We start from the raw sequence: 17,383 nt of genomic DNA on the forward strand, positions 1-17,383 counted from the left end.
TCAGGTGCGCGACGCCACCATCCCCAGCGTCAGCAAACCCAGGACGACCCATCCGAACCACAGCCAGCCATTGCTGCCGAGCGCCACCGAGTAGGCCGTCACCGCGACCAGCCCACCGACGGTGAGCACCCCCATGGTCTTCGTCGAACCGGGCATCGCAACACCCTTTCTCAGGCTTCTTCTCCCCCCATGGTGCCCCCACTACCGGAAATGACAGTGCAGACGACGTAATGTGCGCCCTTTTTCCAGCCGTCCTCGCTGATCCAGAAACCGGAACCGGTGACGCCGGGCTCATGGCCGTACTGCTTCGGCGGCAGGTTCGTCCGGCAGGCATCGAGCGCCTGGTCCTGCGCGTCCTCGTACGTGGTCCCTCGGCTCATCTCGTAGAAGCCGAGCACCTTCTGCCGGTGGCGGTCCCGGCAGGAGACCAGCCGGATCCTGTTGTCGGAGATCGGATCGAGGCAGTCCTGCTTCTGCAGGGTGGCCACGTCGACGAGCACCGTGTCGCCCACCGCCCGGTACTCGCCGATCGGCCCGTACACCGGCCTGCGCTCGCCCAGCAGCAGACAGGCGACCCGATGCCCGGCGGCGTCGAAGCCGTCGCCGGTCGGGAGGACGGCGTAGGTCCGGACGTCCGCGAGCTTCTCGCGTGCATCCACCGTGAGCTGCTCGCACCGGGCGGTCCCGTCCGCCCTGGCGTCCTCGGCGGACGACGCCTCGTAGGAGGCCATCACCTGGCCGTCCATCGCGCGCCCCGTGCACCCGGGCACGATCCGCAGCCGGGCGGAGTCGGTGAACGGAGCGTCGGTCCACGTGACGTCCACGCAGTCGCCGTCCTTCAGAGGCTTCAGCAGCCCCACGGCCCTCCCGTACGGCAGCTCCGCGCTCCGGGTGTCACCACTGCCGCCCAGCCCGCCAGGCAGGTCCTGCAGGGCGTACCAGGTCCCGCCGGCCAGCAGGGTAAGACCGAGGGTGGTGGCCATGCCCGCGAGGAGGGCCGTGCCGCGGCGCCGACGGGGACGCCCGCCGGCTCCGGCGCCCAGGCCGGGGCCGGTGCCGGTGGTCCGTGGCGAGGGGCCGAAGCCCTGGCCGCCCGACGACCGGTGTTCGGCCGGGGGCCGGACGTCCTGTCCGCCCGACGGCGCGTACCACGGCGTCCGCCGCGCGACCCGGGGGACGACGACGGCGACCTCCGGCTCCGCCGTGTGAGTGGGCGCGCTCGCCCACTGCGGCTGCGAACCCAGGTCGGGCTCGGTACGGGGGTGGGCCTGGGGCGTGACGATCGCGGACAGCGCCGCCTCGGTCTCGGCGGCGGTGATCCGGCGCACGGGGTCCTTGACGAGCATGGCGCCCAGCACCGGCTCCAGCGCGCCGGCCCGCAGCATCGGACGCGGCTCCTCCAGGACGACCGCGGTCAGCGCCGCGATCTCCGCGTCACGGTCGAAGGGCCCGTACCCCTCGACGGCGTGATACAGCGTGCAGCCCAGCGAGAACAGGTCGGACGCGGCGGTCGGCGGCCCGCCCTGGGCCCGCTCGGGGGCGAGATATCCGGCGGTCCCCACCAGGACGTGCGTCCGGGTGTACCGGGTCTCCTGGGTGTCCGGCTGGACGGAGATGCCGTAGTCGGTGAGCAGGACACGCGCGTACGGCGATCCGGTGCGGTCCGGGGCGAGCAGGATGTTGGCCGGCTTGACGTCCCGGTGCATGATGCCGCGCTCGTGCCCGGCGGTCAGGGCGTCCAGTACCGCGAGCCCGATCCGGGCGCACTCGGCGGGGGCGAGGCCGCCGCGCGCGGCGACGAGGGCCTTCAGGTCGAGGGCACCCGGCACGTACTCCATGACGATCCACGGCAGTTCGTCGTGTTCCAGGACGTCGTGCACGGTGACCACGTTCGGGTGGGCGCGCAGCCCGGCGGCGTGCCGGGCCTCGGCACGGGCGCGGGCCACCCGGGCCGTGCGCTCGCGCTCGGCCTCGCCCGGATCGCGGAACACGATCTCCTTGAGCGCTACCTCGCAGTCCAGCTGACGGTCGTGCGCCAGCCAGACATGCCCCATGCCGCCGCTGCCCAGTCGGTTCAGCAGGTGATAACGGTCGGCGATGACCCGGCCGACCCCCGACTGCGGTGCTCCTGACTGCATCGGTCGCTCCCCAGGGTTCAGATCCATACGGGCTGGGCCGGGTCCTCGACGGGGGTGCCGCCCGGTTCTCCGGGACCCCCCGAATCGCTCGGATCCCCTGAGGTTTCCGGATCTCCCGGATCTCCCGGGATGTCGGACGGCGGGCCACCGGTCGGTTCCGGAGCGCTCGTCGTCTGCCTGTCGGTGGGCGGGCCGCTGTCCTGCGGCGCGGTGGGATCGGGCTCGGGAGTCGTCGGCGCCCTGCTGGACCGGGACGGGCCGGGCGCCGTCGGGGGAACGGACGGGGTGGGCGTGGGCTCGGGTTCCGGTGACGGCTTCTCGGAGGACCCGGACGGCGACGGCGTCAGTGACGTGCCGCCCGCCGACGGGGGAGCGGTCGACTCCGTGGGCGACGACCCGCCATCCGTCGGGGAGGAACCCGAACCCCCGCCCGAAGGTGTCGTGTTCCGGTCCGTCGGCGTCGAGTCGCTCCCCGGCGGCGACCCGGGCTCCGAGTCGTCGGCGCTCTCTTCGGAGGTCCTGCCCGGCCGGTCCACCCGCAGCGCCACCGCGGCGCCGAACTCCAGCTCGGTGCCCGGCCCGGGGCTCGACCCGGTCACCGGCGCGTCACCCGGAGGCATCCCGTCCCCGGCGACCGTCACCGCCAGACCCTTGTCCGCCATGACCGCGCTCGCCTCGCCGAAGGTCATCCCCCGCACCCTCGGCACGGCCTGCCGCGCCCGCGTGTCGAACGTCGTGTCGGACTCGCCCGTGGTGCCGACGTCCCGGCTGATGCCCCGGTCCGCGTCCTCGACGTCGACGAGCTTGAACTCCTTCAGCCGCTCGGGGGCGGGTTTGACGACGACCACGGCGGACCGGTCGTAGCCCTTCCACGCCTTGGCGCCCGGGAACTTCACCTCGATGCGTTCGGGGTCCTCCTCGAACGCGCGCAGCGGATTTCCACAACTGCACTTCACCGCGGGCAAACCCTGATCGTCGACCAATACCGCGATACCGGCTTCCAGCAGCGCGTCGAAGGGGACGGCTTTGCCCTTCTTGTAGTCGTGGTTCTTCACGAGGGTGTCGTGGCGCAGGAGAACAGGTGTGAGTTCGTCGAGATAACGTCCGATGCCATCGACTTCGACACCGGTGATCCGGGCCCATTCCTGAGCCTTTTTCTTGTTCTCGGGAGCGGTGAGGAATTTCTCCAGCTTGCGCACGTCGCAGACCTTCGGCTTCTGCGTGCCCCCGTACAGGCCGGGGGTGTTGCCCTGCTGCAGACCGCTGTGCGGCTCCAGGGGCGTGAGGCCGGGCTCGTCCCGGCCCAGCTGTTCGCCCTCGTCGAAGAAGGGTGCGAGGGACGCCACCCCCGCGGCCACCGCCTTCACCGCGAGCAACGACGGGGCCGAGTCACCGCAACCGCTGAGGACCACCGCGCCCACCAACAGGACGGCGATCCTCCGGGCAGCCGCTTTCCCTGCCTTTCGTAAACACGTTCGCAAGCATGCGTGAATTGTCATGACCGCTCCCCCCAACGGTTTCCCCCGTCACCCCGCAGAGCGGATGCGGGGCTCACGCATCATGCTACTGAAGGGCAAAGCCCTTCGGGTCGGAGAAAAAGAGAGAAGTGCGGTCGCGTGGCCGGACGGCGGAATTGGGGCACGGCGAAGAAATGTGGCTCAGCGACTACGTGCGTCGAGTGAGGCCAGATAGGCGTTGTACGCCTCGAGTTCCTTGTCGCCGTCCCGGTCGGCCGCGCGGTCCGTGCGCCGGGCCTGCCGCTGCTCGGAGCCGTACCACTGGAAGAGCAGCGCCAGCAGCACGAGCACCGAGGGGATCTCGCTGAACGCCCAGGCGATGCCGCCGGCCGCGTTCTGGTCGGCGAGCGCGTCGATGCCGAGGGAAGCGGGCGGGTTCTCGTACGTCTTCACCATCGGTGCGGACGCCATCATCAACGCGATGCCGAAGAACGCGTGGAACGGCATGCCCGCGAACAACTCCAGCATCCGCAGCAGATAACCCGGCCGGTGCGGGCCCGGGTCCACGCCCATGATCGGCCAGAAGAAGAACAGCCCGACCATCAGGAAGTGCGTCATCATCACGATGTGCCCCGGCGTCGACCCCATCAGGAAGTCGAACATCGGCGTGAAGTACAGCGCGTACAGGCTCGCGATGAACATCGGGATCGTGAACGCCGGATGCGTGACGATCTTCATGTACCAGCTGTGCAGGAACATCAGCAGCAGCTCACGCGGCCCCTTCCGTCCCCTCCCCGCCACCGGCAACGCCCGCAACGCCAGGGTGACCGGCGCCCCCAGCAGCAGCACGATCGGCGCCAGCATGCTCATCACCATGTGCTGGACCATGTGCACGCTGAACATGACCATGCCGTAGTCGTTCAGCCCGGTGCACGTCACCAGCATCACGAGCAGCACACCCACGACGAACGTGACCGTCCGCCCCACCGGCCACTTGTCCCCGCGCCGCACGAGCCGCACGACGCCCCAGCCGTACAGGGCGAGGGCCACCAGGCAGGCGATCAGGAAGAACGGGTCCGCCGACCACACGAGTCCCCGCCCCAGGGTGAAGGGCGGAAGACCCGTGCCGTGCCCGCTGTGATCCATCCGCCGGCTCCTGATTCGTGGGGGTTGAGCGCTGTACGTCCGCCCCCAGAGTAGAACCGCCCCCGGTCACGATCATGACCGGGGGCGGAGCGGCCGACCCGAGGGACGCGGGGAACCGTGCGACCAGCCACGAACCACCCGTACTCGACCGAATCGCTAAAGCACGCACTCCGCTTCGGCGTACCGCTCCTCAGGAACCGTCTTCAACGTCTCCACCGCCTCGGCCAGCGGCACCATCACGATGTCCGTCCCCCGAAGCGCCGTCATGTTCCCGAACTCCCCCCGGTGCACCGCCTCCACCGCGTGCCACCCGAACCGCGTGGCCAGCACCCGGTCGTACGCGGTCGGCGTACCACCCCGCTGCACATGCCCGAGGATCACCGGCCGCGCCTCCTTGCCGAGACGCTGCTCCAGCTCGACGGACAGCTGCCGGGCGATCCCGGCGAACCGCTCGTGCCCGTAGATGTCCTTGCCGCCCTCGTCGAACTCCATGGACCCGGCCTTCGGCTTGGCCCCCTCCGCCGCGACGACGATCGCGAACCGCTTGCCCGCCGAGAACCGAGCGGCGACCTTCGTGGCCAACTCCTCGATGTCGAAGGGCCGTTCCGGTACGACGATGGCGTGCGCGCCGGCCGCCATGCCGGAGTGGAGCGCGATCCAGCCGGTGTGGCGGCCCATGACCTCCACGACCAGGACACGCTGGTGGGACTCGGCGGTGGTCTTCAGCCGGTCCAGGGCCTCGGTGGCGACCCCCACGGCCGTGTCGAAGCCGAAGGTGACGTCCGTGACCGCGATGTCGTTGTCGATGGTCTTCGGGACACCCACGACCGGCAGACCGTTGTCCGACATCAGCCGGGCCGCCTTGAGCGTGCCCTCACCGCCGATGGGGATGATCGCGTCGAGACCGAGATCCTCGAGATGGCCCTTCGCCCGCGCCACACCGTCCCGCAGATGCGAGGGCTGGACCCGGGAGGAGCCGAGGATCGTGCCGCCGCGGGCCAGGATGCCGGCCACCGCGTCCAGGTCGAGCTTGAGGTAGTCGCAGTCCAGGAGACCTTTCCAGCCGTCCCGGAAGCCGATGACCTCGTCGCCGTGGTCGACGACGGCGCGGTGCACGACGGACCGGATGACGGCGTTCAGTCCGGGGCAGTCGCCGCCGGACGTGAGGACACCAATGCGCATAGCCCGAATACCTTCTCGACGTGGGCCGGGGACCGGACCACGCTGTCCGGCTGGAATCCCCGCCACCCTACCGGCGGGAGGGGGCGGGACCGTAGCGGGCGTCCGCCTGCTGGACGCCCCCGCACAGGTGAGCGGGGCCCTGGTCAGACGGGCTTTCACACATGAGCGGGGGCGGTATCGGACGGGCTTTCGTCCGCGCACTGAGGAACCGTTTCTGAGGCGCCCCGGGTTCCCGCCGGACGTCCTACGCGGGCTGCTGGGCCGAGGAGATGCGCTCGTCGCGCAGCGCCTCGAACCAGCGGTCGTCGGTCGGCGGCAGCGCGTTCACGTCCAGTGCCAGCTTCAGCAGCAGGTCCGCGATCTGCGGGTTCCGCGCCAGCACCGGCCCGTGCATGTACGTGCCGAACACGGTGTCGTTGTACGCGCCCTCCGTGCCGTCTCCCGTGCCGTTGCCCTTGCCGAGCCGCACCTGCGCCAGCGGGCGGGCGGTGGGGCCGAGGTGGGTGATGCCCTGGTGGTTCTCGAACCCGGTCAGCTGGGGCAGCCCGAGACGCGGGTCGATGTCCGCGAGGACGTCGCCGACGCACCGCTCGCCCTCGCCCCGGGTCGTGGTCACATCGAGCAGGCCGAGGCCCGGCTCGCGCTGCCCGAGGTCGTTGACGAACTCGTGGCCGAGGATCTGGTACCCGGCGCAGACCGCGAAGACGATCGCGCCGTTGTTCACAGCCTGGTACAGGTGCCGGTCGCGGCGCAGCCGCTCGGCGGCGAGCCGCTGCGGCCGGTCCTCGCCGCCACCGATCAGGTAGATGTCGCCGGAGGTCGGGATCGGCTGGTCGCTGCGCACGTCCAGCCGGGCCACGTCCAGGCGGCGCTGCCGCGCCCGGCGCTCCACGACGAGCACGTTGCCCTGGTCGCCGTAGGTGCTGAGCAGGTCCGGGTAGACCCAGACGATCCGCAGGCTGTTGTCGCTCATGAGTCAGTGCCCCTCAGAGTCGTTGGAGTCGTTCGTTGTAGCGTGCTCAGTTGCCCACGCGGCGGCGCAGGTCCTGGAACGCGGTGTAGTTCGCGATGACCTCGATCCGGCCCGGCGGGCACATCTGCACCGCCTGGTCGAGGGTGTCACAGACCTGGAAGTGCTGGCCCGCGACCTCCAGCCGCACCGCGAGGTCGAGCTTGCGGTCGCCGAGCACGAAGATCGGGTGGCCGGTCAGCCGTGTGTAGTCGACGTCCCACAGCCAGGAGGTGTCGGTGCCGTCGGCGCCCCGCGCGTTCACCGAGAGGATCACCGGTGCCGGCGGCGGGTCGATCAGCGAGAACGTCTCCAGCCAGCCCGCCGGGTTCTTGGCGAGCAGCAGCCGCAGATCGCGCTGCATGAACTGCACCACGTCGTACCGTCCGGCCACCGCCTGCACCTGGTACATGCGTTCCAGGGCGACCTGCGGGGGCACACCGAAGACGGCGGCGGTGGCGGCCGACGAGGCGGCGTTGGCCTTGTTGGCACGGCCCGGCAGCTGCAGGTGGATCGGCCAGGCCGAGCCGTGCGGGTCGAGGACGTGGTCGCCGGAGAGCGCCCAGCTCGGCGTGGGGCGGCGGAAACCGCACTCACCGCAGAACCAGTCGTCGCCGGGCCGCTGCATCACACCGCCGCAGGACGGGCAGGACCAGGCGTCGTCCTTCCACATCTGGCCGACCGCGACCCAGATCACATTCGGGGAGGACGAGGCCGCCCACACGATCAGCGGGTCGTCGCAGTTGGCCACGACGACGGCCTTGGTGCCGGCCAGGCCCTCCCGCCACGCCTCCGCCATCATGCGGGTCTCGGCGGCGCGGTCGAGCTGGTCGCGGGAGAGGTTGAGCAGCGCGATGCACTTGGGGTCGGTGTCCCGCGCGACACCGGCGAGGTACTTCTCGTCGACCTCGATGACCGCGAACTTGGAGTCCGAGTTCCCGGCGAGCGCCGAGGTGATGCCCGCGGGCATGTTGGCGCCGAGCGCGTTCGAGACGACGGGGCCCGCGGCCCGCAGTGCCTCGGCGATCAGCCGCGTCGTGGTGGTCTTGCCGTTGGTGGCGGAGACCAGGATGACGTCCAGGCTCTGCGCGAGCCGGGCGAGGAGGTCGGGGTCGAGTTTGAGTGCCACCCGGCCGCCGATCACAGATCCGCTACCGCGCCCCGCGGCACGCGATGCCGCCGCGACCGCCTTGCCCGCCGTCACGGCCAGCTTGGCCCGCGGCGTGAGCGGGTCCGAGTTGCCTGCCATCAGTTCTCGATCCTCCTTGCGTACAGCGCCGCGCCCTGTCTCGGCAACGTGTGGACCAAAGCCTATCGAGATCCACTCACGCGCCCGAATCTCGGCCGGGCCGATGTGCGAGACATCGTCCTGGCGGGACCGGCGATATCGGGTCTGAACGTACTCTTGCGGCCATGCGAAGCGGCTCGATTCCCGGCGCCCGAGGGCGCGTTCTCCCCATGACACTGCTCGGGGACCCCGTATTGCGGGCACCCTGTGAAGAGGTGACGGAGTTCGGGCCCGAACTGGCGCGGCTTGTGGAGGACATGTTCGCGACGATGTACGAGGCACGGGGGGTGGGGCTCGCCGCGAACCAGGTGGGCCGGGCGCTTCGGGTGTTCGTGTACGACTGCCCGGACGACGAGGACGTGCGGCATCTCGGCCACGTGGTGAATCCCCGGCTCGTCTCGGCGGAGGGGATCATACTGCGCGGGCCCGAGGGATGTCTCTCGCTGCCCGGGCTGGAGGCGGGGGTGGAGCGGTACGACGAGGCCGTGGTGGAGGGGTTCACCGTCGACGGGGACCGGGTGCGGGTGTGGGGGAGCGGGTTCTTCGCCCGGTGCCTTCAGCACGAGTGTGACCACCTTGAGGGCCAGGTGTACGTGGACCGGCTTTCGGGGTGGCGTCGTTCTCGGGTGATGCGGAAGGCCGCGAAGGCGTCGTGGGGGCGGTGACCCCGGCTCGGCCGGAAAGAAACCCTCAGAAACCCGGGCCGCCGACCTTGTCGCCCGCCGCTGCCAGGCGGCCCCAGAGCAGGTCTGCGAGGCAGCGGACCAACTCCTGCCTGGTGCAGGGGCGTTCGCCGAGCCACCAGTCTCCCGCCGCGTGCATCATGCCTACGATGCCGTGGCCCCAGACGCGGGCGAGCCGGTGGCTGTCGGGGCCGAGGTCGAGGCGGTCCTCTATGACCTTGCCGAGTTCCTCGCCCATGCGACGCAGCAGGGGGGCGGAGTGCTTGCCGACATCGAAGCTCTGGTCGCGGGGCTGTTCGCCGGGCTGGCCGACCTCGGCGGGGTGCATGAGGAAGCGGTACACCTGGGGGCGGGCCTCGATGGCCGCCAGATAGGTGTCGAGGGTCGCCTCGACGCGTTCGCGGCGTGCCGCCGGGGCGTCCAGCGCGGCCCGCAGGGCGTCGAGGAGGGCGTCGGTGTGGCGCTGGGCGAGAGCGGCGTAGAGTCCGCTCTTGTCGCCGAAGTGGCGGTAGAGAATCGGCTTCGTGATGCCGGCTTCGGCGGCGATGGCGTTCATCGACGCTCCGGGGCCGTCGCGGAGCACCACCTTGTCCGCGGCCTCCAGCAGCTCGCGCCGACGGCGGTCGGCGGACCGCTCCTGGTCGCTCCGCTGCGTGGTGTCCATGAGTCTCTCCCCCAAATGCTGATGACGGTGACGCCTGCGCAAACTAACACTGATTGGTACGGCCCGATCGAACGGGCTACCGAGCCCGCCGCGGGAGTTGACTTTTCCTACCGACCGGTAACAGACTCCAGTTACCGCAGGTAACATCTTAGTGCAGTGCTGGAGGCGCGTCATGGCCGAGTTCACCATGGAACTCAACGAGGAACAGCGAGAGGTTCGCGACTGGCTCCACGGATTCGCCGCCGATGTGATCCGCCCCGCGGCCGCCGAGTGGGACGAGCGCGAGGAGACCCCCTGGCCGGTGATCCAGGAGGCCGCCAAGGTCGGCATCTACTCCCTCGACTTCTACGCCCAGCAGTACTTCGACCCCACCGGCCTCGGCATCCCCATGGCCATGGAGGAGCTGTTCTGGGGCGACGCGGGCATCGCCCTCTCCATCGTCGGCACCGGCCTCGCCGCCGTGGGCGTCCTCGCCAACGGCACCGAGGAGCAGATCGGCACCTGGATCCCCCAGATGTACGGCGACGCCAACGACGTGAAGGTCGCCGCGTTCTGCTCCTCCGAGCCCGACGCCGGTTCCGACGTGGCGTCCATGCGCACCCGTGCCGTGTACGACGAGGCCAAGGACGAGTGGGTCCTCAACGGCACCAAGACCTGGGCGACCAACGGCGGCATCGCCAACGTCCACGTCGTCGTCGCCGTGGTCGACCCCGAACTGGGCTCCAAGGGCCACGCGTCCTTCATCGTCCCGCCGAAGACGCCCGGCCTGTCCCAGGGCCAGAAGTTCAAGAAGCACGGCATCCGCGCCTCCCACACCGCCGAGGTCGTCCTGGAGGACGTGCGCATCCCGGGCTCCTGCCTCCTCGGCGGCAAGGAGAAGCTCGACGAGCGACTGGCGCGGGCCCGCGAGCGCGCGAAGACCGGCGGTGAGCGGGTGAAGAACGCGGCGATGGCCACGTTCGAGGCGTCCCGCCCGGCCGTGGGCGCCATGGCGGTGGGCACCGCCCGTGCCGCGTACGAGGTCGCCCTCGACTACGCCAAGACCCGGGAGCAGTTCGGCCGGCCCATCATCGACAACCAGGGCGTCGCCTTCCAGATCGCGGACATGCGGACGTCCGTCGACGCGGCGCGGCTGTTGGTGTGGCGGGCGTCCTGGATGGCGATCAACGGCAGGCCGTTCACGGCGGCCGAGGGGTCCCAGTCGAAGCTGTTCGCGAGCGAGACGGCGAAGAAGGTGACCGCGCAGGCCATCCAGATCCTGGGCGGCAACGGGTACACCCGGGAGTACCCGGTCGAGCGGATGCACCGTGACGCTGCCATTTACACCATTTTTGAGGGTACGAGTGAGGTGCAGCGGCTGGTGATCGCCCGGACCCTGTCGGGGATGCCCATTCGGTAGCGCCGTGGGGTGTCGTGCGATTCGGGCTGCGGGAGCGTCATGGTTGCTCGCGCAGTTCCCCGCGCCCCTGACGGGGCGCCGGCCGGCGGCGACACCAGTGAACCGACGGGAGCCCTCGATGACGCGCACGGCCGTACGACTGCTGGAGAGCACCACCGCGAAACTCGCCCCCGCCCCCGACGCCAACCCCCTGCTGCCCTTGATCGCCTCCGGTACGGCCGGCCTCCACACCCTCGCCACGCTCGCCATGGAACAGCGTCTGGTCATCGCCGCCGATCTCCGCTCCTTCCGCCATCTGGCCGAACGGTCGGCGGCCGAAGAACCGGCGAGCGCCCCCTTCTTCGAGATGCTCGCGGAAGGGGAGGCGGTGGCGGCGGAGCGGCTGGAGGCGTACGCCGAGGCATGCGGTGCGGACGCGGATCGGGCCCGTACGTACGAGCCCCTACCCGGCTGCCAGGCTTACCCGTCCTACGTCGCCCGTCTCGCCCTGACCGCGTCCCCGGCCGATGCGGTACTCGCCCTGAGCGCCAACTTCGCCTCATGGGGCGGCTATTGCGCGACGATCGCGAAAGCCCTGCGCCATCACTACGCCTTCACCGACGAAGCCCGTGCCTTCTTCGACTTCTTCGCCGAGCCGTCACCCGAGCTGGAGGAGACGGCGAGGACGGCGGTACAGGCGGGACTGGACGCCGAGCGGATCAACGAGAACCTGGCATACGGCCATGGCCGACTGCTGCAGAGGTACGAGTCGATGTTCTGGACCACACTGGGCGCCCTGGATACGGGGGCGGTCGGCAGCGCGTCCCTTTAGGGCGGGGGGAACCGCGCGACGAGCACGACGCAGCCGCACTCGCCGACGAACAAGCACCCCACAACAAACCCGCGACTCTCAACCCGACGCGGCCCCGCTGCTGTGCGCGATGCACGCCACGTCGATCCGGTCCGCCAGTTTCGCCAGCTCGATCGTCAGTGCCGCCACCGTGTCCTCGTCGAGTTCCTCACCCGCCTCCACCAGGTGCAGCCATCGCCCGCCCACCGTCCGCAGCAGCTTGCTCACATCGGCCGCGGACACCTGCAAGGTCCCGCGGTCGTCGACGATCAGAGGCAGAGTCACTTCGCGGTTCACAATGGGGATGTTAGCCGCGGAACGCTCACGCCCCGTGCCACACGGTGGTGATGTTGCAGAACTCCCGGATTCCGTGTCCGGACAGCTCACGCCCGTATCCGGACCGCTTGACCCCGCCGAAGGGGAACGCCGGATGGGAGGCGGTCATCCCGTTGACGTAGACAGCGCCGGCGTCGAGGTCCCGCACGAGGCGTTCGACCTCGGCGGCGTCCCGTGTCCACACGTTGGAGCTGAGCCCGAAGGGCGTGTCGTTGGCGATCGCGATCGCTTCGTCCAGGTCGGCGACCCGGTACAGGGTGGCGACCGGGCCGAAGGTCTCCTCCTGGTGGACGCGCATCTGGGGGGTGATGTCGGCGAGGACGGTCGGCGGGTAGAACCAGCCCGGCCCGTCGGGGCGTTCGGCGCCGCACAGGACGGTGGCGCCGCTCTCCACGGCCTCGTCGACCAGCTTCTCCAGGTCCTCGCGGCCCCGCTCGCCGGCGAGCGGGCCGACGTCGGTGTCCTCGTCGAGCGGGTCGCCGACCTTCAGCGCCTTCATGGCCTCGACGAACCGCTCGGTGAAGGCGTCGTACACGTCGGCGTGCACGATGAACCGCTTGGCGGCGATGCACGACTGCCCGGTGTTCTGCACCCGGGCGGTGACGGCGATCCCGGCGGCCCGGTCGACGTCGGCGGACGGCAGTACGACGTACGGGTCGCTGCCGCCCAGCTCCAGGACCGTCTTCTTGACCTCGTCCCCGGCGACCGTTGCGACGGCCCGGCCGGCGGGCTCGCTGCCGGTGAGGGTGGCGGCCTTCACACGCGGGTCGCGCAGGATGTCCTCGACGGCGCCTGAGCCGACGAGCAGGGTCTGGAAGCAGCCCTCGGGGAAGCCCGCCCGGCGGAAGAGGTCCTCCAGGTAGAGCGCGGTCTGCGGGACGTTGGAGGCGTGCTTGAGCAGGCCCACGTTGCCGGCCATCAGGGCGGGCGCGGCGAAGCGGATCACCTGCCAGAGCGGGAAGTTCCACGGCATCACGGCGAGCACCGGGCCGAGCGGGCGGTAACGGACCAGGACGTGGGACGCGCCCGAGTCCTTCACGTCCGCGTCGGACGGCTCCACGTCGGTGAGCAGCACCTCGGCGTGGTCGGCGTACCAGCGCATCGCCTTCGCGCACTTTCCGGCCTCGGCGCGGGCCTGCTTGACCGGCTTGCCCATCTCCGTGGTCATCACCCGGGCGACGTCCTCGGTGTCCTCGTCGAGGAGCTCGGCGGCCCGGTGCATCAGCCGGGCGCGTTCCGCGAAGGACGTGGTCCGGTAGGTGCGGAACGTGGTGTCGGCGGTGGCGAGGCGGCGCTCGATCTCCTCCTCGCCCAGGGCGTCGTAGGTCTTGAGTGTCTCGCCGTTCGCCGGGTTGACCGTGGCGATGGGCATGGGTGGCCTCCTGCGTGGGCTGTCCTTCGACCTTCCCGCGCCACGGCGCACGCCGCAACGCGGACTCAGCCCGAGTGCTCCAGGAGACGGTCGAGAAACTCCGCCTGTGCCGGGACGAGCACGGCCCGGGCCCGTTCGACGGTGAGCCACTCCACGCGGTCCAGCTCCGGGAACTCCTGGATACGCCCCGACCTCGGCGGCCACTCCATGCGGAAGGTGCCCGGCACGACGGTGGCCGGGTCGAGGTCCGCCTCGATCGCCCAGGCCGTGACGATCTTGCCGTTCCGCTGCCGCACCTCGCCCAGCGGTACGGCCTCCCCGTCGGGCGGCGCCAGCCCCAGCTCCTCCTGGAACTCCCGGCGGGCCGCGTCCCAGGCGGGCTCGTCCGGCTCGTACTCACCCTTGGGCACGCTCCAGGCCCCCGCGTCCTTGTGCGCGAAGAGCGGGCCGCCCATGTGGCCGAGCAGGACCTCGACGCCGTGCTCGGTGCGGCGGTGCAGCAACAGGCCGGCACTGCGCTTGGGTGTGGTCAACGGGTCACCTCGGGGTGTGCGGCGAGCAGGGTCTCGACCGTATCGGCTTCTGCCGGGGTCTTGTCCTCGCGATAGCGGATCACACGGGCGAAACGGAGGGTGACGCCGGCCGGGTAGCGGGTGGAGCGCTGGAGACCGTCGTAGGCGATCTCCACGACGAGTTCGGGGCGTACGGTCACGCCCCAGCCGTGCTCCTCCACGGCCAGCCCCGTCAGCCGTGCGGTCTGCCAGGCCAGCAGGGCGTCGGTCATGCCCTTGAAGGTCTTGCCGAGCATGGCGAAGGAGCCGTTGGCCGTGCGGGCGCCGAGGTGGAGGTTGGAGAGCCTGCCCGTGCGGCGGCCGTGGCCCCACTCGGCGGCCAGGACCACCAGATCGAGGGTGTGCACCGGCTTGACCTTCAGCCAGGACGCCCCTCGTCGGCCCGCGCTGTAGGGGGCGTCGAGGGCCTTCAGCACGACACCTTCGTGGCCGCGTTCCAGGGTGTCGGCGAGGAAGAGCTCCGCCTCGGGCAGGTCGTCGGGACCGGCCACGAGGGTGCGCCGGACCCGCATGGGCTCCGGGACGAGCCGGGCCAGGACGGCGTGGCGGTCGGTGAAGGGCAGGTCGAGGAGGTCCTGGCCGTCCACGGACAGCGCGTCGAAGAAGACCGGCGAGACGGGCACCTGCCGGGTCGCCGTCGCCACGTCCAGCCGCGACCCGACCCGCCCCGCCGTCTCCTGGAAGGAACGCGGCCGGCCGTCCTCGTCGAACGCGATCACCTCCCCGTCCAGGATGAACCGCTCACCCCACAACTCCAGCGCGGCGGAGGTGAGTTCGGGCAGCCGGTCGGTGATGTCGTCCAGGGTGCGGGTGTACAGCCGTACGTCGCCGCCGTCGCGGTGGACCTGGACGCGGATGCCGTCCAGCTTCTCCTCGACCGCGCACACGCCCAGCTTCGCCACGGCCTCCGCGACGGAGGACGCGCTGTGCGCCAGCATCGGCAGGACGGGCCGCCCGACGGTGAGGCGGAACCCTTCGAGAGCGGACGGCCCCTCCGCCAGCAGCGCCTGCGCCACCGCCTGGAGCGAGCCGGCGAGCATCACCGCCCGGCGTACGTCGGCGGCGGGCGCCCCGGTGGCCCCGGCCAGCCCCTCCACGGCCACCGCGTCCAGCGCGCCCTGCCGGACCTCACCGGTGAGGAGCCCGAACAGGTACCGCTGCTCGTCGTCGGTGGCCGCCGCCAGCAACTCGCCGACCAGGCTCCTGCGTTCGGCCTGCGAACCGGCTCCGGTGACCCCACCGATCGCGGTCAGCCGGGCGTCCACCTCGCGGACGGTGAGAGTGGGGGCGGCGGCCGGTGGGATCCGCTGGTTCAGGACCTTCCAGCCGACTCCCAGACGGCCTTGTGGCAGTCGGCCCGCGAGATACGGGATGACGATCGGTACGTCGTCCGCGTCGGCGTCGCGGAACAGTTCGGCGAGCAGGGTGGTCTTTCGGGACCGGGCCGAGGTGGCGGCGATCTCTTGCGACACGCGGGCGAGCCGGGCGAAGAGCATGGGGCCATGGTCCTACGAGGGATCACCGGGCGCCTATGGGAGCGGGGAACCGTGCTTCGGCGAGTGCGGGGGCGTCGTGGCTCGTCGTGCGGTTCTCTACGCCGGCGTCGCCGCGTCCAGGTCGGTCATCAGGAGGTCTCCGTTGATCGTCGCTCCCGCTCGGTAGCCGGAGGAGGCCGCGTTGATGACCTGTTCGGAGAAACCCATCGCGTTGCCGACGGCCCAGACGCCGGGGACGCTGGTCAGGCCGGTCGGGTCGACCCTGGGGTACGCGCCGAACGGGGTCTCGTCCAGGTCGGCGCCCAACTGCTCCAGCAGGCCGGTCCGCGGGATCGGGCGGGGGGCCGTGAAGAGCACCGAGCGGGCGTGTGTCGTGCCGTCGGTGAGCCGGATGCCGGTGAGGCGGTCGTCGGTGAGGACCAGGCTCTCGACCTCGCCGGGGACCACCTGGACCCCGGCGGCCGCCAGGCGGCGCAGGTCGTCGTCGCAGAGGGCGGTCTCGGGGACTTCGTGGAGGAAGAGGGTCACGTCCTTGGACCACTGGGAGACCATCAGGGCCTGGTGGACGCTCATCGGGGTCGTGGCGAGGACACCGAAGGGCTGGTCGCGGACCTCCCAGCCGTGGCAGTAGGGGCAGTGGAGGACATCCCGGCCGAAGCGCTCGGCGACGCCGGGGACGGCAGGGAGTTCGTCCTCCAGGCCGGTGGCGACGACCAGACGTCGGGCGCGCACGGCCCGGCCGCCGGCGAGCGTCACGGTGAAGCCGCGCCCGTCGTCATCCCGGGTCAGGTCCACCGCCCGGCCCCGGACCAGCTCGACACCGTAACGGGCGATCTCCTCCCGGCCCACGGCCAGGAACTCCGCCGGCGCCATCCCGTCCCGTGACAGAAAGCCCTGCATGTGCGCGGCGGGCGCGTTGCGGGGTTCGCCCGCGTCGACGACCAGCGTGCGCCGCCGGGCCCGGCCGAGGACCAGGGCGGCGGAGAGTCCCGCCGCGCCACCGCCGATGACGATCACTTCGTAGTGCTCGGTCATGGTGACCACCTCCACGACGACAGTCGCCCGAGCACTGCCGCATTGACAAATGTCTTTGCCGAAACTGCAATAGCGGGATGAGTGACACGGGTGAGGGTGCGGGCGGTACGGACGAGGTCCTCGCCGGAGTCGGGCCGCGGTTGCGGCGGATCCGGAAGGAGCGGGAGGCGACGCTCGCCGGGCTGTCGGAGGCGACCGGTATCTCGGTGAGCACGCTGTCGCGGCTGGAGTCGGGGCTGCGCAAGCCCAGCCTGGAGCTGCTGCTGCCGATCGCGCGGGCCCACCAGGTGCCGTTGGACGAGCTGATCGGGGAGCCGCCGGTCGGCGACCCGCGGGTGCGCTCGAAGCCGATCCAGCGGCACGGCCGGACGTACTGGCCGCTCACCCGGCAGCCGGGCGGCCTGCAGGCCTTCAAGGTCCTGGTGCCCCGGTCGCGGCAGGAACCGGAGCCGCGCGCCCACGAGGGCTACGAGTGGCTGTACGTGATGTCCGGGAAACTGCGGGTCGTGCTCGGCGAGCATGATGTGGTGATGGTCGCCGGGGAGGCCGCCGAGTTCGACACCCGCGTCCCGCACTGGTTCGGCTCGACGGGGGAGGGGCCGGTGGAGTTCCTCAGCCTGTTCGGGCCGCAGGGGGAGCGGATGCACGTACGGGCCAGGCCCGCGCGGTCGTGACGCACGCTACTGGGCCCGGTGGTTCCGGGATGTTCCCCCAAGGGCAAGCGACCGCTTAGTATGCATGCGAACAGTCGACCCCGGTCCGACGAAGAAGTCCCGT

General features: G+C 70.9%; 17 protein-coding genes. 4 read left to right on the top strand and 13 right to left on the bottom strand.

Features of this window, described 5'->3' with window-relative positions; translation table 11 throughout:
* The 7 genes from OG622_RS41725 to OG622_RS41755 form a co-directional block, all read right to left on the bottom strand.
* Positions 1–156, bottom strand: coding sequence for a hypothetical protein (locus OG622_RS41725; RefSeq protein WP_351403796.1), 156 nt, complete (start codon positions 154–156; stop codon positions 1–3).
* Positions 157–170: 14 nt separating this feature from the next.
* Positions 171–2,138 (bottom strand): protein kinase, encoded by a 1,968-nt coding sequence (locus OG622_RS41730; RefSeq protein WP_371581963.1) that lies wholly within the window; start codon positions 2,136–2,138, stop codon positions 171–173.
* A gap of 17 nt (positions 2,139–2,155) precedes the next feature.
* Positions 2,156–3,559, bottom strand: coding sequence for a DUF6777 domain-containing protein (locus tag OG622_RS41735; protein ID WP_371584385.1), 1,404 nt, complete (start codon positions 3,557–3,559; stop codon positions 2,156–2,158).
* 237 nt (positions 3,560–3,796) lie between these two features.
* Complete coding sequence (locus OG622_RS41740; RefSeq protein WP_371581964.1) at positions 3,797–4,741, bottom strand: cytochrome c oxidase assembly protein; 945 nt, start codon at positions 4,739–4,741, stop codon at positions 3,797–3,799.
* 156 nt (positions 4,742–4,897) lie between these two features.
* Positions 4,898–5,923, bottom strand: coding sequence for a 6-phosphofructokinase (locus tag OG622_RS41745; RefSeq protein ID WP_371581965.1), 1,026 nt, complete (start codon positions 5,921–5,923; stop codon positions 4,898–4,900).
* Between the two features lie 244 nt (positions 5,924–6,167).
* Positions 6,168–6,896 (bottom strand): type 1 glutamine amidotransferase, encoded by a 729-nt coding sequence (locus OG622_RS41750; RefSeq protein ID WP_371581966.1) that lies wholly within the window; start codon positions 6,894–6,896, stop codon positions 6,168–6,170.
* A gap of 46 nt (positions 6,897–6,942) precedes the next feature.
* Positions 6,943–8,181 (bottom strand): MurT ligase domain-containing protein, encoded by a 1,239-nt coding sequence (locus OG622_RS41755; protein WP_371581967.1) that lies wholly within the window; start codon positions 8,179–8,181, stop codon positions 6,943–6,945.
* Positions 8,182–8,345: 164 nt separating this feature from the next.
* Here OG622_RS41755 and def point away from each other — a divergent pair, with 164 nt between their 5' ends.
* Positions 8,346–8,885, top strand: a complete 540-nt coding sequence (gene def / locus OG622_RS41760) for a peptide deformylase (RefSeq protein WP_371581969.1) — start codon at positions 8,346–8,348, stop codon at positions 8,883–8,885.
* 25 nt (positions 8,886–8,910) lie between these two features.
* Here def and OG622_RS41765 read toward each other — a convergent pair whose 3' ends face one another.
* A complete protein-coding gene (locus tag OG622_RS41765) occupies positions 8,911–9,567 on the bottom strand; it encodes a TetR family transcriptional regulator (protein ID WP_371581971.1) in 657 nt (218 codons plus the stop codon).
* A 172-nt stretch (positions 9,568–9,739) separates the two neighbouring features.
* On the opposite strand from OG622_RS41765, the gene OG622_RS41770 reads away from it, so the two are divergent.
* Positions 9,740–10,966, top strand: coding sequence for an acyl-CoA dehydrogenase family protein (locus tag OG622_RS41770; protein ID WP_371581972.1), 1,227 nt, complete (start codon positions 9,740–9,742; stop codon positions 10,964–10,966).
* 118 nt (positions 10,967–11,084) lie between these two features.
* Positions 11,085–11,777, top strand: coding sequence for a transcriptional regulator (locus OG622_RS41775; protein WP_371581974.1), 693 nt, complete (start codon positions 11,085–11,087; stop codon positions 11,775–11,777).
* A 78-nt stretch (positions 11,778–11,855) separates the two neighbouring features.
* Here OG622_RS41775 and OG622_RS41780 read toward each other — a convergent pair whose 3' ends face one another.
* The 5 genes from OG622_RS41780 to OG622_RS41800 all read right to left on the bottom strand — a co-directional run bounded on the left by OG622_RS41780 (position 11,856) and on the right by OG622_RS41800 (position 16,606).
* Complete coding sequence (locus OG622_RS41780) at positions 11,856–12,092, bottom strand: DUF6213 family protein (RefSeq protein ID WP_037704958.1); 237 nt, start codon at positions 12,090–12,092, stop codon at positions 11,856–11,858.
* A gap of 25 nt (positions 12,093–12,117) precedes the next feature.
* Entirely contained in the window at positions 12,118–13,503 is a 1,386-nt protein-coding gene (locus OG622_RS41785) for an NADP-dependent succinic semialdehyde dehydrogenase (RefSeq protein WP_371581975.1), read from the bottom strand.
* A 65-nt stretch (positions 13,504–13,568) separates the two neighbouring features.
* Positions 13,569–14,036, bottom strand: a complete 468-nt coding sequence (locus tag OG622_RS41790; protein ID WP_371581977.1) for an NUDIX domain-containing protein — start codon at positions 14,034–14,036, stop codon at positions 13,569–13,571.
* Positions 14,033–15,571, bottom strand: coding sequence for an ATP-dependent DNA ligase (locus tag OG622_RS41795; protein WP_371581979.1), 1,539 nt, complete (start codon positions 15,569–15,571; stop codon positions 14,033–14,035). The genes OG622_RS41790 and OG622_RS41795 overlap by 4 nt, the downstream gene beginning before the upstream one ends.
* A 96-nt stretch (positions 15,572–15,667) precedes the next feature.
* Positions 15,668–16,606 carry an NAD(P)/FAD-dependent oxidoreductase gene (locus OG622_RS41800; RefSeq protein WP_371581981.1) on the bottom strand — a complete coding sequence of 313 codons (939 nt, stop codon included), beginning with the start codon at positions 16,604–16,606 and terminating at the stop codon, positions 15,668–15,670.
* Between the two features lie 77 nt (positions 16,607–16,683).
* Between OG622_RS41800 and OG622_RS41805 the strand changes: the two genes are divergently transcribed.
* Complete coding sequence (locus OG622_RS41805; protein WP_371581983.1) at positions 16,684–17,280, top strand: helix-turn-helix domain-containing protein; 597 nt, start codon at positions 16,684–16,686, stop codon at positions 17,278–17,280.
* The last annotated feature ends 103 nt before the right edge of the window (positions 17,281–17,383 follow it).

The sequence above is a fragment of the Streptomyces sp. NBC_01314 genome, assembly GCF_041435215.1.
Taxonomy (GTDB): domain Bacteria; phylum Actinomycetota; class Actinomycetes; order Streptomycetales; family Streptomycetaceae; genus Streptomyces.

What these genes read in the sequence shown, in the direction of transcription:
- OG622_RS41770 (WP_371581972.1), top strand. Translation starts at nt 9,740, where the DNA reads ATGGCCGAGTTCACCATGGAACTCAACGAGGAACAGCGAGAGGTTCGC.
- OG622_RS41730 (WP_371581963.1), bottom strand. Translation starts at nt 2,138, where the DNA reads ATGCAGTCAGGAGCACCGCAGTCGGGGGTCGGCCGGGTCATCGCCGAC.
- def (WP_371581969.1), top strand. Translation starts at nt 8,346, where the DNA reads ATGCGAAGCGGCTCGATTCCCGGCGCCCGAGGGCGCGTTCTCCCCATG.
- OG622_RS41795 (WP_371581979.1), bottom strand. Translation starts at nt 15,571, where the DNA reads ATGCTCTTCGCCCGGCTCGCCCGCGTGTCGCAAGAGATCGCCGCCACC.
- OG622_RS41740 (WP_371581964.1), bottom strand. Translation starts at nt 4,741, where the DNA reads ATGGATCACAGCGGGCACGGCACGGGTCTTCCGCCCTTCACCCTGGGG.
- OG622_RS41765 (WP_371581971.1), bottom strand. Translation starts at nt 9,567, where the DNA reads ATGGACACCACGCAGCGGAGCGACCAGGAGCGGTCCGCCGACCGCCGT.
- OG622_RS41805 (WP_371581983.1), top strand. Translation starts at nt 16,684, where the DNA reads ATGAGTGACACGGGTGAGGGTGCGGGCGGTACGGACGAGGTCCTCGCC.
- OG622_RS41745 (WP_371581965.1), bottom strand. Translation starts at nt 5,923, where the DNA reads ATGCGCATTGGTGTCCTCACGTCCGGCGGCGACTGCCCCGGACTGAAC.
- OG622_RS41800 (WP_371581981.1), bottom strand. Translation starts at nt 16,606, where the DNA reads ATGACCGAGCACTACGAAGTGATCGTCATCGGCGGTGGCGCGGCGGGA.
- OG622_RS41775 (WP_371581974.1), top strand. Translation starts at nt 11,085, where the DNA reads ATGACGCGCACGGCCGTACGACTGCTGGAGAGCACCACCGCGAAACTC.
- OG622_RS41725 (WP_351403796.1), bottom strand. Translation starts at nt 156, where the DNA reads ATGCCCGGTTCGACGAAGACCATGGGGGTGCTCACCGTCGGTGGGCTG.
- OG622_RS41750 (WP_371581966.1), bottom strand. Translation starts at nt 6,896, where the DNA reads ATGAGCGACAACAGCCTGCGGATCGTCTGGGTCTACCCGGACCTGCTC.
- OG622_RS41785 (WP_371581975.1), bottom strand. Translation starts at nt 13,503, where the DNA reads ATGCCCATCGCCACGGTCAACCCGGCGAACGGCGAGACACTCAAGACC.
- OG622_RS41755 (WP_371581967.1), bottom strand. Translation starts at nt 8,181, where the DNA reads ATGGCAGGCAACTCGGACCCGCTCACGCCGCGGGCCAAGCTGGCCGTG.